The organism is Halomarina litorea, from assembly GCF_024227715.1.
Classification (GTDB): domain Archaea; phylum Halobacteriota; class Halobacteria; order Halobacteriales; family Haloarculaceae; genus Halomarina; species Halomarina litorea.
Genome location: NZ_CP100450.1, coordinates 89,257 through 105,954, shown reverse-complemented (window position 1 = coordinate 105,954; position 16,698 = coordinate 89,257). Strand labels below are relative to the sequence as shown.

Annotated in this window: 7 protein-coding genes; 1 reads left to right on the top strand and 6 read right to left on the bottom strand. The window is 56.8% G+C overall.

What is annotated here, in order from left to right; all coding sequences use genetic code 11:
* Position 1 precedes the first annotated feature (1 nt).
* From pglX to NKG96_RS19410, 5 genes are all read right to left on the bottom strand, one after another.
* Positions 2 to 4,312 (bottom strand): BREX-5 system adenine-specific DNA-methyltransferase PglX, encoded by a 4,311-nt coding sequence (pglX, locus tag NKG96_RS19430; protein ID WP_254538612.1) that lies wholly within the window; start codon positions 4,310 to 4,312, stop codon positions 2 to 4.
* A gap of 75 nt (positions 4,313 to 4,387) precedes the next feature.
* Positions 4,388 to 8,197, bottom strand: coding sequence for a hypothetical protein (locus NKG96_RS19425; RefSeq protein WP_254538611.1), 3,810 nt, complete (start codon positions 8,195 to 8,197; stop codon positions 4,388 to 4,390).
* On the bottom strand, positions 8,194 to 8,784 hold the full coding sequence (locus NKG96_RS19420; protein ID WP_254538610.1) for a BREX protein BrxB domain-containing protein: 591 nt from the start codon (positions 8,782 to 8,784) through the stop codon (positions 8,194 to 8,196). The genes NKG96_RS19425 and NKG96_RS19420 overlap by 4 nt, the downstream gene beginning before the upstream one ends.
* Positions 8,781 to 12,557, bottom strand: a complete 3,777-nt coding sequence (locus NKG96_RS19415) for a hypothetical protein (RefSeq protein ID WP_254538609.1) — start codon at positions 12,555 to 12,557, stop codon at positions 8,781 to 8,783. Before NKG96_RS19415 ends, NKG96_RS19420 begins: the two co-directional genes overlap by 4 nt.
* Positions 12,557 to 13,396, bottom strand: coding sequence for a BrxA family protein (locus NKG96_RS19410; protein WP_438267442.1), 840 nt, complete (start codon positions 13,394 to 13,396; stop codon positions 12,557 to 12,559). Before NKG96_RS19410 ends, NKG96_RS19415 begins: the two co-directional genes overlap by 1 nt.
* Before the next feature lie 452 nt (positions 13,397 to 13,848).
* On the opposite strand from NKG96_RS19410, the gene NKG96_RS19405 reads away from it, so the two are divergent.
* Positions 13,849 to 14,724, top strand: coding sequence for a DUF8172 family protein (locus NKG96_RS19405; protein ID WP_254538608.1), 876 nt, complete (start codon positions 13,849 to 13,851; stop codon positions 14,722 to 14,724).
* 210 nt (positions 14,725 to 14,934) lie between these two features.
* Here NKG96_RS19405 and NKG96_RS19400 read toward each other — a convergent pair whose 3' ends face one another.
* A complete protein-coding gene (locus NKG96_RS19400; protein WP_254538607.1) occupies positions 14,935 to 16,209 on the bottom strand; it encodes an RNA-guided endonuclease TnpB family protein in 1,275 nt (424 codons plus the stop codon).
* Positions 16,210 to 16,698 lie beyond the last annotated feature (489 nt).

The window sequence follows — 16,698 nt, the reverse complement described above, 5'->3', positions numbered from 1 at the left end:
ATTACAGGACTTTGTCGTCGACAGTCTTCGGAACGACCTCAGCGTTCGCCAGCGGCGTGATGTTGATTTCGACGCCGTGTTTCCGGTTCGGCTGGTAGCCGGCGGTCGTAATCTCCGACAGCGCGCGGTCGGACCAATCCGATGGAATTCGCTTGTCGACAGCCTTGCAGCGGTCACCGATTTCCTCAGCCAACGCCTTGAACTCCGCAAGCGGCGGGAGGTCGTCGACGCTTTCGTCATCGTCGGTCATCGCCTCCAGATACGTACTGTCGACGATCGAAGGGTCGTCAAGCCCCATCGCGAGTGAGGCGAGCAAGCTTTCGGTCTCGGTGAGATTCTCAAACGGTTGACCGTCCTCATTGAGCAGGTCAGCACCCTCACGCTCAAAGTAGTAGGTCATGAAGAGGATGCCCGTACTGGAGTAATGGTCCGAGCCCTTGAGCCGCCAATTGAAGTAATCGAATAGGTCCGCGAGGTGTGCCTCTACCGGTTCATCAACCGGTTTAGCGTATTCTTCGCAGGCGCGTTCGAGTTCGTCAAGCGCGTCGAGCCACTCATCGCGCCACTCGTCGACGGCCTCCCAGAACTTATCCGAGAAGGTGTCTTTGAACCAATTCTCGCCTTCGCGTTCGCGCAGTTCTGCCAGTGCGTCCACGCGCTCGCTGGTCTCCTCACGGAAGGTGGCGACTTTCGGGGCCAGTTCCTCGACACGTTGGCGATCCTCGCCGTCGAAGTCCCGTTCGTCGGTGCTGCCGAGTTCCTGGATAATTTCTTCGAAGACGCTAATCTGGTTGAGACCGCTCGCACAGCGTTCGTACTGCTCGGCCGCCTCGGCCTGTTCATTGGTCGAAAGTGAGTCATCACCCCGGCGGCGGTTTGCAGCGCTCCGTCGCTCGCGTAGTTCGGCCTTCCGCGGTTCGAGGTACCGGTTCGCGAGCCTGTCGAACAGGCTTGAATCGAGACTGTGATAATCGACGAAGCACGCGAATCCCTCGTCGGTTGAGTCGGCAATGAGCCGCTCTGTGGTGAGTTTCCAGATGATCGGCGTGTTCTCCAACGTGTTGACGTGGTAGTCGAACAAGTCGTTCTTAGTGAACTCCCGGAGGTTTGGGTAGGCCTCTTCGGTAGCAGATATTGTCCCGAGGATCTTGTCAACCTCAACTAATCTATCCTCAGCATAATCACCGTAGGCGTCCTCGAAGCGCTCAACGATGCGTTCAAGCATGTTTGCCTGTCTTTCGGTGCCGTGGAGCGGAATGACTCCGTCATCCTCCTCACGGACGGCTTCCATCGCGAAGTGATGAACCAAGTCTTTGACCTGAGTATCAATGTTGTCGGGGACTTCAGGGACAGATTCGGGATCCGGGACCTCTCTATTTTCGGGGGACTCTGATGTTCGAAGGAAGATCTCTTGACGGACTTGTTTTTTATCGCTGTCTCCGAGCGAAAGCGCATCGAATAAGGAATTGTCAATTTTCGAGGCAACGTGCTCCATCTCGCTCTGCTGTTTCAATCGGAGCTTTTCAGCCATTCGTGATGATTTCTGAATGGTCTGTTCAGGTTTTGGGAATATATCGTGTGAGATATGATCCAGTGCGTCTTTCGCGTGAGGGTGCTCGTAGAACGAGTCTGAGCCCCCTGTGTGGGGCAGCAACGAAGGGCCAATATAATACGGGCTGGTCAAATCATGGACCCTCATATTCACTAGCGTATAGAACTGTTGTCGTGCGAGATCACTTATTGCGTCAGCTTCAGCCAGTTCATCAGGCCAGGGGAATTTACCGACTTCAGTCGTATTCCAGTGCCTTCCGATTGTAAGACCTAGTGCGAGGTAGGTTAGAATATCGCTGTTTGCGTAAGCAAGGGTTTTGAATGGGCTATCATTCGGATCGTACACCATACCTGTGTCGCTGAATATGGAATCTGAATTCAGCAACCCAAACCGTCTCGCTGTTTCCTTGATCCGATTGTATGCTAAGGCTTGGTCAAATCGGACACTGAACGTTCTGGTACGGGAATTCTGGATTCTGCGAATCTCTCTCCCCTCACCCTCCCAGAGGACAGTTTGATTTGCCTGTGGGATTACCCATGCGTCCTCGCCACCAGTTGCTAGAGGTACCCAGTCAAAATCAATTGATTCCCAGAAGTTCCGAACAAATCTATCGCTGTTACCAGTTATCAGCCCCTGTTTGGTCGTACCGTGGCTCTTCCGATCGAGATCCCCGTTAATGGCATCAAACACGGTCTCTGATTCATATAACCGTCTGATAGAAGCCGGAACCCAGTAGTTGATTGGTGTTCCAGGAACTCTTCGGAACTCGTCCATATCAACTTCGAACGACCGCTTCACACCTTCTTCCTCAGTACCAGAAAATGCTGCCTGTAAGAACCCTTCTTCCTTTTTCGATGAGCTAAGATCATGGAGTCTATAGAAACTCCCCCGTGACTGTTGGCTGTCTGCTCCGATTCTCACGACACTACCAACAGTCCGCACAGTAGCGTTATCTAATACTCCAATACCATATTCGGCCAAAAAGTCAAAAGAACCTCTACTTCCGACGAAATCGGTTCTGAAGTCTTCAAAAGAGCTCTTATACATAAATGTCCGCGGTATTAGCATACCAACTCGACCATCGTCTGAAACCAATGACTCACACGTTTCAAAGAAGTTAATATAAAATTCAGGCCGATAGCGATAGTGCTCGTTTACGTAGGAAGTAACTACATTTGGCATCCTGTTCCGCGACCCATACGGAGGATTCATTAGAGCTACGTCGTAGTCTTGCGCCAGAATATCCAGTAGCCGAACGAAGCTTCGGAGGTCCTGTGCAAGGAACGAGTCCGAGTCTCGGTGTTCATCGACGGCCTCCCGTAGGCTGTGCAGAACCTGCCCGAGCGTGTGGCTCTCTGTGGGGTCATCGTCAAGGGTAATCTGCACGCCACCTACATCGCTGTCGTCCTCGAACAGGTCACCCAGCGTCCCACGCACGTCGAGTAGGCTCCCGAGTCCGTGAACTTCCTCAAACGCGTCGAGGATGCGCCGAAGTGCGCCTTCGACTTTCTGGTCGTCACCGGCCACTTCGTCGAACACCTCCTCGACGCCGTCGATATCGGCGACTGACGAGTCTGCACAGACGATTCCGACTTCGGGCATTTCGAAGTCATCTGCTCCCTCGGCCTCGGTCCGAGTTCGTCCCTTCAGATACAGATTGAACGCTGCCAGTTGACAGGCGCGCATGTCGAGGTCGACGCCGTAGAGGTTGTGTTGCAGAATCTTCCGCGGTATCTCCTCGTGGGGCAGGTCGGTCTCGGCACGCCAGATTCGCTCCAGCACGTCGAAGGCGTACAACAGGAAATGTCCACTCCCACAAGCGGGGTCGATGACGTGAAGCTCCTTTGGGTGTTTGAAGTCAGTCGGCTCACCTTCCTCTTCGGACGGAACGAGATAGGTACAGAAGTCAGCAATATCGGGCGACTCCTCGGGCGAAAGCGGTCGATTCTTTCGCTCGTCGGGGCTAAATTCTTCCTGGGCTTCGACCACGTCCTGCAACTCGCCAGTGTGTTCGAGGTAGAGCTTCCCGAGCGAGTTGTCGGTGAGCATCCGGACTACCCAGTGGGGTGTATAGAACTGGTTCGCAGGCGGGACGTCTTCGGGGTCGAGACCAACGCGGTCGCCTTTCTGCCGCAGGTCGTCGAGTAGTTTCGTGTTGTAATACTCGTAAACCCACCCGAGCACGTCATCTGCTCGCCAGACCTCATCGGGGACCTCGTCGAGCATCCGGCAAAGCTCCTCAAACGTGTCGTCGTCTGGATCAAGCAGGCTGTAGGCAGACGAACGGTCAAAGAGAATCTCGATTTCCTCTCCCAGCTCATCACAGACATTGTGGTACGCTTCGAGGATGGCCTCGTCCTCCAGCAAGAACTCTTCGTGGACGAGCGTCTCGGCGGCCGGAGTCAGGCCGTTCTCCTTGAAGACCGTTACTTCCTCGCCGACGAAGTCACGAACCTCCATACAGCGCAGCGCTGCAAGGCGGTTGACGATGGTGTACCCGACACCCGTGACGTACTGTTCGAACGCCTCGTCCCACGTGTGGCCATCGACGGCTTCGAGATCGATCGCCTCGACGAGCTGTTGCGTCTCTTCATCTAGCTCCTCAGAATCTTCCGGCTCGTCATCGAGTCCCTTCTGCGTCAGTTGGAAGCTGACGTTGTTCTCGACCCGCTCACGCAACTCCTCGACGACGTCTTCGAGGTGTTCACGTTCGGCTTTGTCAAGTTGCGCCTTCCGTTGAGAGAGTGAATCGGCATCCATAGAACGTAATCCAGTATGCTAACACCGACTGACAGGAGCGTCTTTAATGTTGCCGACGAGCCTGCCCGGAGATAGCTACTCTTCGATCAGCACGATACTGCCGTCGTCGACGTCGTCTAGTGCCCCTCTGACCTCCCGGATTCGAGCCAATAGTTCTTCAGCCTCGTCGAGTAGCTCCGTCGCTCGTTCGTCGGTGGGTCGGTCGTCGGCGTCAACTAACCCGGTCACCTCGTCAGTGACAGCGGCGTTCGGAAGCTCCTGCCGCAATTCCTCAGCAACGCGCTGAAGCTCCGCCCACGCGTCATCATCAGCACCCCGTGGCTTGGGGTCCTTCGCTTCCTCGATGAGCTGCCGAACTCGCTGGAGCGACGGCGGACGCGACGCATTCAGCACGGTCGCTACCGACTCGGTCGTCGGAGAGTCCGGATGGTTCTCCTGAAGGTCCTCGTTGGCAGACTGCAGTTCCGACCACGGACTCGGCTCGCCTTCGAGAAGGCCGCGCATCTTTTCGTACCCCTCGGCCTGTTGGCGCACGGATGAGTCAACCAGTTCCCCTTCAGAGATCTGCTTGCCACTCCAGATGGCCTCGAACACCGACTCGAGATCGTCGAACGAGACGCCTTCGAATGTTGCTGTGGCGTCCTTGAGGAGCGCCTCGACGTCTGACTCGTTTTCACGGAGCCACTCAGTCACCTCTTTGCAAATCCCGTCTGGATCCGTCGTGTCGGTGGCTTCGCCGGTCACTCGAAGATACTGCTCGGAGAGTTCGTCGACCCGGTGGCCTGTTGCATCCGTAAGGCGTGAGGTCACCGTCGACTTCGTCGGGACAGACCCGCTGTTAGCAGTGGTCTGCATACGACCGGTGATTGTCGCACTCGGGTACCACTCCTCAAATAATTCGAGTGTCTCAGTGAACTGCTCCCAGAGCGTTTTCTCTCCGGATGCAGCTGCAAAGAGCTCGCGAGCGTCTGCGAACGTTTCTGCCTCCGACTGGACGCCGTCGTCGACCAACTCGGACGTGGTAATCTCGCCGTCGCTGTACGCCGGTGACAGGACAGCCTCGAGTGTATCGAGAGAAACGCCGAACTCTCGTGACACGCCTTTGAACGTCCGCTTCACCAGCACACTGTTGTCGGCGACCCACGAGCCGAGTTCAGCGACCCACGCGTCCGGGTCGTCCCCGTCTGGGTCGTGGCCGAGGACCGTCGAAACGACGTTCCGAATCTCCTTCGGGTTGACCGTGTCGACGCCGAATCGGGCCTGAAGTGAGGTGAGCCCGCCCTTCGTCCGCACCTGACGACCGATCGCAGCAGGGTCAGTGACGTAGTCCGTGTCTTGCTTGAGGGCAACCTTCTCGTTCGATGTGGCGAGTGTGATGAGCAGCGCGGCAATCGACTCTTGGGGTGTTCCACGGTAGTCTCCGTTCGCGGTCCGCGTCTGTTGTAGCAGGGTCTCGACGTCTACGGCCGTCTTGGATTCGTACTCGTCGATGAACTCACGACACCATCCGGTCGTTCCGATCTCGGCAGTCGCTGTATCGACGCCCAGCATCACGGCGTCGTCGTCCGCGAGCGGCCAGTTACTACTCCCGCGGAAGAACTTGGCAAGCTCCTTCGCGTCGTCGACTTCGACGAGCGGGCGCGAGAGAACCCTCCGCGTCGAGCCGAAGACAGCCTGTACTTGGCTTTCCACGACGTCGTCAAGGGCGTTCGGCCGGTCTCCCTCGTAATCGTGAACCGTGTAGACCGAAGCGTTCTCGAGCAGGTCGCTTACGGACGACTCCAGACGACGTTTGTCGGTTCGGTGTTCGCGTTCGAGTTCCTCGTGGCTCTCCGTCTCTTCTTCGAGAACCTGGCCCATCCCGATGACGTTCCGAATCCTGTCGAGCGTCGTCTCTGGCACGTCGATCGAGATGAGGATATGCTCCCCGCCCTCTCGGCCATCATTCACGTCCTGCCAGGTCTCGACCTGATCAGCGACCGTGTCCGGGTCGTCTGCGAGCACGCGAACTCGGAGCGAATCGTACTCTGTCTTCGGTGCTCTACCAACCGGATCGAGGATAGAGTACTCGTATCGAAGCGGGACAAGTCGCTCGTCGCCGATATCTGCCTCGTGGAGTGTGCCGTCGCTTCGGAAGAAGTCGTCGTTCTCGCGGAGGCGGGTCTCGAGCCATGCAGAGAGCTGGTGGGGCGAGATCTGCTCGGCCTTCGTCTGTGCGCGACTTAGGATACTCTCCTGTTCTTCCGAGACCAGCGTGTACACCTCGTCGCCCTTGTCGTTGGTCTCCGTGAGCACCTTCCGCTTGTCGACGAGGGTGTTCAGCGCAGACGTCGTTTCTGCAATAGTGTCTTCGACCGACGCCTCGACATCATTGAGCATCAGTCGACCCAGGTTCTCTGGCGTCGCCGGGACTGCAGGCGTCTGGTTCAGCAGGTACAGCGCCTTCGAGACGCGTACTTCCCACGCGTCCTCGTTCCCATCGAAGGTCGGGATCAACGTGTTCTCAAGCATCTCTTGGACCCACAGCGGGACGTACGTCGTCTCCTCGACGAGAAGGTCAAACAGTTCGTCCCAGGTGACGAGGTCGCCCTCCTCCGCAGTGGCCCAACCGAATTTGGTGAATAACGACCGAACCAACACGAGAAGTGCTCGCCCCTGGATGTAATCCCGGTCTGTGGCCCGACCCTGTGTGATTAACTCCTGCATCACCTTCCGCAGAAGCGTCAGATCGTACTCGCGGAACGGATAGGACTCGACTGGATCAGGATCGGAACTCCCGACCGGCGAATACGCCTCCAGTGAGAGGTCAGGCAACGTCGAGATGAGCGATGAGACACGTTGTGTGCCTGCTCCGTCTTTCTGCAGCCACCGTTTCCGGACGATAATCTCCGTATCGGCCCCTTCGAGGGGCACTTGCTGATGCGTCCAGTGGTCCTCGGGAGGCTTGCCTATGAGGCTCTTTCTGGTCGCGGGGAGTGAGTATTGTCCCGTGGTGACGACAACCGGGTTCGGGCCGTACTGGAGCGCTTCCATCGTCTCTTCGAACTCGCGATAGCGGTGCCGGCTATCACCGACGAACAGTGCGACCTCGTCAAGACCGAGGAGGATCTCGGTGTGCCGCCCATCATCATTCAGTGCCTCGGTAACGGTCTCGACTCGTTTTACCAGCTCGTCTGGGTCGAATGACTCGGGGTCGACTTCCGCTTCAGCTCGTTCTATGGACGCTTTCACACCCTGACGGCTATCGAGGTCAGTGCCGGTCGTTTCCGGCATCGACGGCAGCGCCTCGTAGAGCCACTTTCGCAGGGACGCACGCTCTTCGAGAACCTCGTTGAACGCATCGCCACGCTCGCCAGAGGTGAGTGCGTCCCATACGCCGTCGTGCTCCATATCGACGGTCCAGGCCCACTCGAGCAGCCAGTTCGGGTCGGTCGGATACCCGAGCTCACGACCGATTGCTTCGAAGATGAGGAACGGGAGCGGCGGCTCTTTCGAGGCGTCCCGGTCGAGGAGATTCAAGAACACGGGCTTGAGTCGGTCGATGTGTGAGGCGTCGATCGACTGTGCCAGATTGTCGAAACCAGGCCACTGCTCTGCCAGCGTTTCACCCAGGTGGGCAAACTCAGAGTCCCTGTCAGCGACAAGGCCGATCAGTTTCAACAGGTGCGTCTTCCCGGAACCAAACGTTGCGTGAAGGTAGAGGAAACGAGCTGCTTCTCCGGGGTGTGTCTGAATGACGTCTCCGAGTTCGGTGAGAACATGCTTTGCGCTCTCTGTCTCGTAGAACTCTGCGACATCGGTCTCTGCTCGTTCGCGAGCGTTGACCTTCTGGACCTCTTCGAGTTGGCGGGTTGGATCGCTGCGGAATAGTTCTTTGATACTCATTGTTGGAGATGCACCTCTTGAATCGGACCAGGAATCTGGTGCGCTGGATAGTAGTGTCGTGAGTCTCCGTCAAAGAAGCTCAACTTCCCGCCAACGTCGTCTCCAGGGTACGGAATCCCGATAGTCGATCTGACGTTCCTGCGGTCAAGTTCGTCGAAGAGTTCAGAGGCACGTGTAAACGGGTAGAGGCTTCCGAGGTTGAGCAGGAGGACGATGTGACTCTGTCTCTCTAGGTCTGCAGCGTCGATCTGCGAGGAGACCATCTCCTCGACGAGCTCTTCGGCGAGACGATCTTGCATGGTGTCCTCGATACGGTTTGGGCTCGTCTCGCCACCGAGAGCCACACACAGGTTGTACACTTTGGTCTGTGGGAGTAGTTCGTCGAGCCAAATCGGCTGGATGGTAACCGGCTCGTCGATCGCTGGTGGTTCACCGGCGCCCACCGCCCAGGAACTGAGTCGGTCGGCAGTTCGATGTTCAACAGCAGGATCCACAGCTGCGATGACGAACGGATTTCGAATACCCGCTTGTCCTTGGGCGAACGTACAGAGCTTTTCTTTGAAGGCTCGATAGGGCGACGCTGTCATCGAACGATCACCCCCGAGTCCGTCGTTTCGATGTCCAACTCTCGATCCTCCACGAGACGTTCGAGCCGCTTATCCACGGTCTGCCGGTCGTCGGGGAGCATACCGATTTGGTCCACCTCAGTCGGCGCTCGGTCGCCAACGATCTTGGAGAGTCGGTCGAGTCTACTCTCCAACTCTGTCACGTCGCATTCGATTGCGTCAGCAAGTGGATCCACGCCAGCGAAGTCGTCAGCGGCCGATAGGAGAGTATCCTCATCGTCCGACGAGAGCGAGGAGATCGCCTCGTCAATCGTCTCGTACCACTGCCGGAGTTCTCGCAGCGGCGTAATGTAGGTTCGCTCGAAAGCAACCTGCACGCCAGTCGGCAACTCCGTCGCGGGAACGATCCAGGAGTGTTCCCGAACACGGCCGACAAGATCGGAAATGCCTAACTTGGCAACGTAAGCATCCCAAGCCTTCTGAATATCATCGTCGAGGCCGGTCGCCGTCCCACTCACGAGTGCTTTCCAGCCATCTGTCGTCCACCAGTCCCCCTCGAAGGTTTCGAGAGCGTCACGCTGTGTATCGACAACTGACTGCACTTTTTGGTCTACCCACTCGAATCGCGTATCACCCGCGGTGAGCTGGGCATCGAACCGGTAGAGTGACTCAAGCCGCCGGTTCCAGATGTCTTTCACCTCGCCGAACCACTCCCGCGACTCGTTCGTTTGCTCGATTGCATCGCCGAGACCGTCGCCCTGTGATCGCACCACGGACAAACGGTCAGTGGTTGCATCAGCGCGTTCAGCCAACTCTTCGATGAAGGCGTCAAGGAGCCCCGATACTGCATCTGAGTGAACGTCCGTACTGGCCACCAATTGGACGTCCTCTCGTAATCCTGTGATCGAGGACCGTAATCGCTGGTTTGCCTCCTGGAGGTTAATGAGGCCGTCTGCGACCGTTTCAGTCGTCTCCTTGAACCCCCCCTTCTCGAGGAGCTTACCGATTGGCTGACGCGGGAGGAGCTTCAGTCTAGTCGTCGACAGCCGGCTCTGATCAAGGACGGCCTCGTTCTCGAGCGTGTTCCCGTCTTCGTCGACAGGGACTAGCCGACCCTCGCGGCAGAAGCCCCAGATAATCGCACAAAGGGCAGGACGCGCCTCATCGTAGAACGGTTTCTTCGAGACAATCCCGTCGAGGACGGTATTCATATTGAGCCCGTCGTCACGATCTTTCAGCTGTCGACCCGTCAGCGCCATCACGTTACTCTGAATCGTTTTCTTGCCTTGACTGGCAGAGGGATTCGACGATGGTACCTGAATAGTGTGCGCCCACGCTGGTAGTGGGTCATCAGCAGAGAGTTCGGCCAACTCCTGCAGACGGTCGTCCGTCACCTGCAACATCATCGGATGGAAATCGTCAGGATAGCCGACGTCGACTGCAGTCTGGACTGCTTTGGATAGCCCTCCAATATCCGTTCGATCCTTCACCGTGTACGAACCGCTCCGCATCGCACTCACGAGCTTACTCCGGACAGTGTCGGCTCGGCGAGAGAGGTCTCGTTCGACTGCAGGGGGCGTCGTGTGTGTCGAAATCGCGTCTCGAAGCGCCCACCATCGAACGAGGTGTTTGCGAAGGTCGTCCAAGCCGTCAGTATCGATCGACCAGTACAGCGTCTCTTCCTCGCCCTTGTCCGCAGTCACGTCCGGCTGAACACCCTGAACCTCGATGGAGACGTCCAGCCCACCTTCGGTGTCGACAGTCGTCTCGAACTCAGTGCCGTCGAGACGGAATCCGTACGCGACGGGGTACTCCTCGCCAGAGTCACCGTACGGTACAGACTCTGGAAGTGAGAGGTCCTGGGTAATACGGCTCCAGAGATGCTCGTCCAAAGAGCTCATCACAGCGTCCCAGTCGGGATTCGTCTCGTTATCCTCTGCCTCGTCGTAGATGAGGCGTTCCTCCTGAGTGGCGAATCGATACCGTGCGGCGCTCTCGTCTTCGTTTGGGCGGATGAACTTCTGGAGCCTGTTGAGTGACTCCTCGACTCGGTTTTGTGTGCTAATCCAGGACCGTCCATTGAGATCCGACATCACCGAGACAGCGATGTTCCCCTCGTTGAGCGGCACGATGTCGTGGACGTGCTGCAACAGCAAGACCGCCTTCGCCACATTGAGGTCGAACGGTTCCAGTTCACCCTCCCGAACCTCGTCAGCGATTCCACGGCTCGCGTCCAGTTCGTCGAGATCACTGTCCTCTTCCGTGGATTCGCCATCGTCCAGATCACCACGGGTTCCCTCGATAACACGCATATCCTGCGTGAGTATCTCGCGGAGTTCCGGTTCGATTTGCTCGTAGAAGTCCACCAGCGAGATGACGTGATCTGGTTCGTCTTCTTCGATCCACGTCTGTAGAAGATTGTGCATGAGCGCGAGGATCGCACGTGCGGTGCCAGAGAAGATCGACTTTGCCGGGTCACTCGCCTCCTGCCGGAGATTGAACAAAATCTCGAGGAAGAGCGGAGCGTGATAGGGTAAGAACGGATAGAACTCGACGAGTTCCCCATCGTCGATACTGTCGAGCGGCGGCTTCGTATTCTGTTTGATTTCGTTATACACCAACGACTCCGTCGGTTTCACCGACGCCTGCTCAAGAACCTCCTGCACAGCCGTTTCTCCGGAATCGGATTTCTCGAACAGACGCCGCTTTGCGATATCTCCAACGTGTTTGCTGGGAAGTTGGTATCGGTGTGGGAAGCGGTCCTTGACGATGCTGAAGTCAGCACCGTGGGCGGCGAACTTCGGCTGTACGTCTTCGATTTTTGCCTGTGCGGTCGCGACGAGCTGGATGTCGCCGTCGCCGATGTCGTCGACGTTTTCGGCTAACGTCTGGAGCTCAGTCAACCGCTCGAAGTCAGTTCCAATGAAGAGGCTCACTTCGTCCAGCAGTAACACGAGCTTCACTGGCCTCCCCAGTTCATCCTCTCGCTCGGAGCGGAGCTCTTCGAGCCGACTCACCACTTCCTCTGGATCGATATCCGACGGCTGCAGGTCGGTATACCCATCGCGGGTTCCATTGACTTCATCGAAGAGTCGCGGGAGAACGACATCAGCCAACGCACCGTACTGCTGGATGTCCTTCCAGAGACCATCGCTCTTCCAGTCGTACGTACCGGATGCGGCCGTGGTCCCTTTCAGTGTGGTCTCGGCCCGGTCTTGCCGTTCTGGCCACGCATCGGTCGTGCGGAACCACTTCTCAAAGTAGGCTACATCGAGCTGTGAGGACAATCCCTTCGAGATATCGTCGTCGACGCCAGTGAGGTCAGGATCTTGGTGTGCGTGCCTGAGCACAATTTCACTGAAACTCCGTTGCTTCTGGCCCTGGTACTTCAGCAGATTGACCGAGATCGGGATCACGTAGTGCTCGTCGTGAATTTCTCGCCAGTGGCGACGGAGCTGGTCTAACTTCTCGTCACTCACATCCCCAGCGAGGTCGGACCAGACTGCATCGCGTCTTCCCGCGAGCCAGTCAGTGTCCAACAGCCCATCGAGAACCGTAAGTAGGTGACTCTTCCCGCTCCCATAGTAGCCGTAAAGCCAGTAGTTCGAGCCAGTCCGCATATCGTCTGCCTGACCAAGCATCCGGTCGACGAAGTCTTGGATAAACCTCCGTGAATCAGCCGTTACATGGTACGAGCGAATCGCTCGCTCACGGTGGTCGCGTTCATCTCGGTCGATGCGGACAGATTCCTCAAAATCGTCGGGCAGATCGTCGAACCACTCCGTGTCGACCATCAGGCAGTACCCCCGTCTTGCACCCAAGAATAGGGCTCATCTGTGGGCCGCAGGTCAAGCTCTCCGTGAAGTTCGAAGTATTCCCACGCATCGGTGCTGGCGGCTCGGTCGAACAGCTCTTCCCAGCGACTCTCGGGCTGGAACAGATAGAGAAGCCCGCGGGGTGCAGTGACCCACTCCTCGTCATCAACGCCAAATGAATAGTCCATTGAGACGAGTAGCGGGACATCACCCACAGACGGCGGTTCGCCGACAGTAGACTGTTGTCCTTCGAGTACCCCGATTTCGCGCATCACGGATCGGAAGCCTTCGCACCATCGTTCTGTGGTCGAATCTGCATAGTCGAACTCTGTTCCATCCGAGTACTCAAGCTGAGCAAGGATCTGACTGAGCGTGTCGTTCGAAAAATCGAGTGGCTCTGTCACGCCATTCGAAAGACGGCCGACGTATTCGTGGACGACATACCGAACCAACGAATCGTCAGAGACGAGGTAGAGGTAGAGAATCTGCGCCTTATCCTGTGATGTCCTGCATTCGTCGAAGACCGACGGAAGCGCACTCGGATTCGGGAGGGCAGTAGATGCGTTTTTGAATCGCGAGGTAAGTACCCGATAGATCTTCTGTGAGCTTCCCCTCGTACTTCTGTTGGATAACCGTTCATCGAACCAAACCTCCTTGACGTCGTTCCAGTTGCCATGTTTGGCGTAGAGTTGAGCAAGTTCCTCGGCTCGCTCAACAAGCAGGCCGCACATGGTCAAATCCATATTTACGTCCCCTGAAGAAAGCCGGCGAGACAGCGACGAAAGAGGAGAGTCACTCCCGTCGGATGCATAGGTCATACGTTGGTAGACTGAACCGACCCACTTTATATTTCGTTAATATTGGAGCACCCCACAACTGTTGGCCTCAGTGGGTTACTGCAAGCGGTTCGGCGGGTTATGACAACGAGATTGGGTCTAGATCCCCGCACCTACTCTCGGCCGTATAGAAGATTCTTGCAGTCACTCCCCATTCAGAGAACCACTCATCCGATATGAGATAGTACACGCTGGGCTGCTCCCGATCCTCATCCTCGGCGTGCCGTTCGAGATCGGTCTGGAGGTCGATGATAGCAACGGTATCAGGACAGATGTGATCGAGGATGACGATTCCTGAGATGGTGACCTCGAAAAGAGATTGATGCGTATAACTCGTCTTACTACGAAAAACGCAACCACGAGCACAACGCCTAGAAACCTCCTGCCCAACAAACTGGGTTAATAAGTACTGATGAAGGAGTACAATATACCAGATGGGCCACGTCTACTACCACCATCCCGGTGACAAGCAGTTTTCTCTTGACTTTGTGCATCCGGACCCTGCCGAAGTCGTCTCGCAGATCGTCGGCTACGACGACGACGTTGCCGTAAAGGTCCAGTCCTATGATATCGATGAAGCGTTCTACGTCGTCTACACGTCTCGCGTCGGTGGTGGGCCCGTTCGTGAGATCGACTTCGACCTCAAGGCGTCACTCGCGAAGATGAGCGAGGACAACAGCACCATCGTCGTTCGGCTGCTCGAGATCTACCGCGCCCTCATCGCTCAGAACGAGGAAGAAGAAGGTGTTCCTGTCGAGGCATACAAGAAGATCGACGTCGACGCGCTACCGGACGTGCTTGATCGGACGTCCTGGGAGGGCTCAGCAACAGCCGTTGCAGGTCGGCTTGCCTCGAACCTGATTCTGAAACACGCACTTCCAAACGCCAACCACCGGACTGCTGTCGCACTAGTCCAGTTCTACCTCCGGCGTCTGAATCCGGCCTTCTCGATGCCGGAAACGTCCGTCGAAGTCGACCCAGAATCGTACGACTGGCGGGAGTGGGTGAACGAGTACATCAACGAATCGAAGCGGCTGTTGACCGTTCGACGGAAGAACGTCCTCTTCAAGCACCTGTACCGCTTCGGCGCGAGAACGCTTGAGCGGAAACACGCGGTCGAAATCGACCTGACTGCATACGAGCTGGATATATACCCGAGCGAGGCGAAGGTCGTCTACGCGGAGCAGCACGAAGAACTCTGGATCGAGTTCGTCGAGGAGGCCGTCGAACGCGCAGGCTATCCGGAGCTGAAGGAAACGCCGGGGCTATCGAAAGCAGCGTTCGCTGAAAAGATTCGGAACCTCGACTAAGTGGCGCTGTTAGTCTTGGAGCGTGGCGACTGTTCGGCCCGTTTCCTCGGCCTCTTCGCTGCGCGACATATTGTACGTCGCGAGCGCTTCGTCAACCGCCTCATCAAGACTCATTGGTCAATCTAATCTTGACTCTTCTAACGTATAAACGCTTGCGTGACATCCTCCCCGTCGTAATCGACAGGGCTTCCCACACGGTGGGAATGCCAGTTAGTCGTCGCTGGCAGTGGGTTCTGACTCTTGGAACGGTGTGAGTGTCATCTGCGAGGGTGTCTCGATCTGCTCACACTGAGTCGTGGCCGTGTCACAACGGCTCCCGTCCTGTGGCGAGTCATCGCCTGCCTGTTTCCACGGCAGGCTCTCTCCCCACGGGTTGACGCGACGTGCGATATTCGCACTCGCGTTAATATCCGCTTGGAACGTCGAGACGTGGCACTCGGGATTCTTGCACGTGAACTCGGCCTGCCGAGGCCGATACCCAACGTGCTTGCATGAGTGGCACGTCTGCGACGTGTACTGTGGGTGGACGTACCGAACCGGAATACCCGCGTCCTTCGCCTTATCGTCGATACGCCCCTGCAACCGAGCGAACGCCCACGAGTGCAGGCGTCGGTTCATGTATGTCCCGTAGTCCAGCGACTCACGGATGTACGCCAAGTCCTCCATCACGATGACGGGATTCTCGAACTGTTGAGCGTACTCCACAGACTCCCGAGACGCCTTCTCGATGATGTCCGTGAGCCGGTTCTGGTAGTACGAGAAGCGTTCTTCGACGCGCCACTCAGAAGCGTCTCGTTCTTGCAGGCGCTTGAGCGTCGTGAACATCTCCTTGCGGATTCGCTTGGCTTCCTTCCCGTTGATGAGAAGTGGCTTGGTGGGGGTGTCGTGTTGGAGGGCACAGCCCGTGACCAACATCGACTCGCCAATATCGAACCCAACCCGAGTCGGGTTCTCGGGCAACTCGGCCGTGTCCTCGATCTCGTATTCGACGGTGACGTGGAGCGTCCACGTCGTTCGGTGTTTCTGCAAGCGAAGTTCGCCCACTTTCGTACTTGACTCCTCATCGAGGAGGCCCTCCCACAGCTCCTCTTGGTCGGGGTTCAGTCGGAGTGGTATCCAGAAGTTGGTTCCGCGACCGGGTTGCGGAACGTTCCAACAAATTTCATACTCACGCGAAGAGTCGTGGTCGAACTTCCCAGCTCGGTTGACGAACCGGAGTGGGTGTTCCTCGTCCAACTCTTTGGCGTTGTACGTGTTGTGGAGTTTGGGGACGTAGGATTTGAGAGCGTCTTTCGCTTGGTAGGGAAGGTTGTACGGCGTCACCACGTCGTTCGTGGCACTCATCGTCGTACAGTGTTGCTCGAAGGCGTCTTCGAGTGCGTCTCGGTATTCAGACAGCGTTTGCTGGAGACGTTGCTCTTTGCACCGTGTGGGCGGTGCGAGCGTGGCTTCTAGGGTCTTAGACGCTGTCTGAGTCGTTGACATCGTAGCCTTCGGATTCGAGTGCTTTGCGGAGGAGTTCGGGGTACGCTCGAGAGTGACGTATCCCGTGGTCGCGGGCGTATTGCTTCACAGCTTCGTGAAGTGGCCCGCCTCGCTCCATATCGAAGTCAGCTCTCATCCACTAAAACGTAAGAATTAACGTAAGTTAAAGATGGCGGCTGGCATTCAGATTGAGTGTTAGAAGGTGGTTAGTTCAGCAGGTGCCGAATTCCCTCCTCGTAAGAAGATGGCCAAGAAGAGACGCTAAGGGGTCAAAATCAAGCGTTACGGGCTTTGAAGTGCAAATTTCACCCACTATTTGCCCCGAGAGTTACTTCGTGAGGTTTGGCAACATGAGCGCTAGACGCCTACTTACACCAGGTTTTCATTATGCGATGGTCATCCAGAATTCTGGATTCGGAAGGGACACACCTCTATCGATTTGTTGTGGGAGAGACCACCAAACCCTAGAGACGCACCCCTATCGACTTG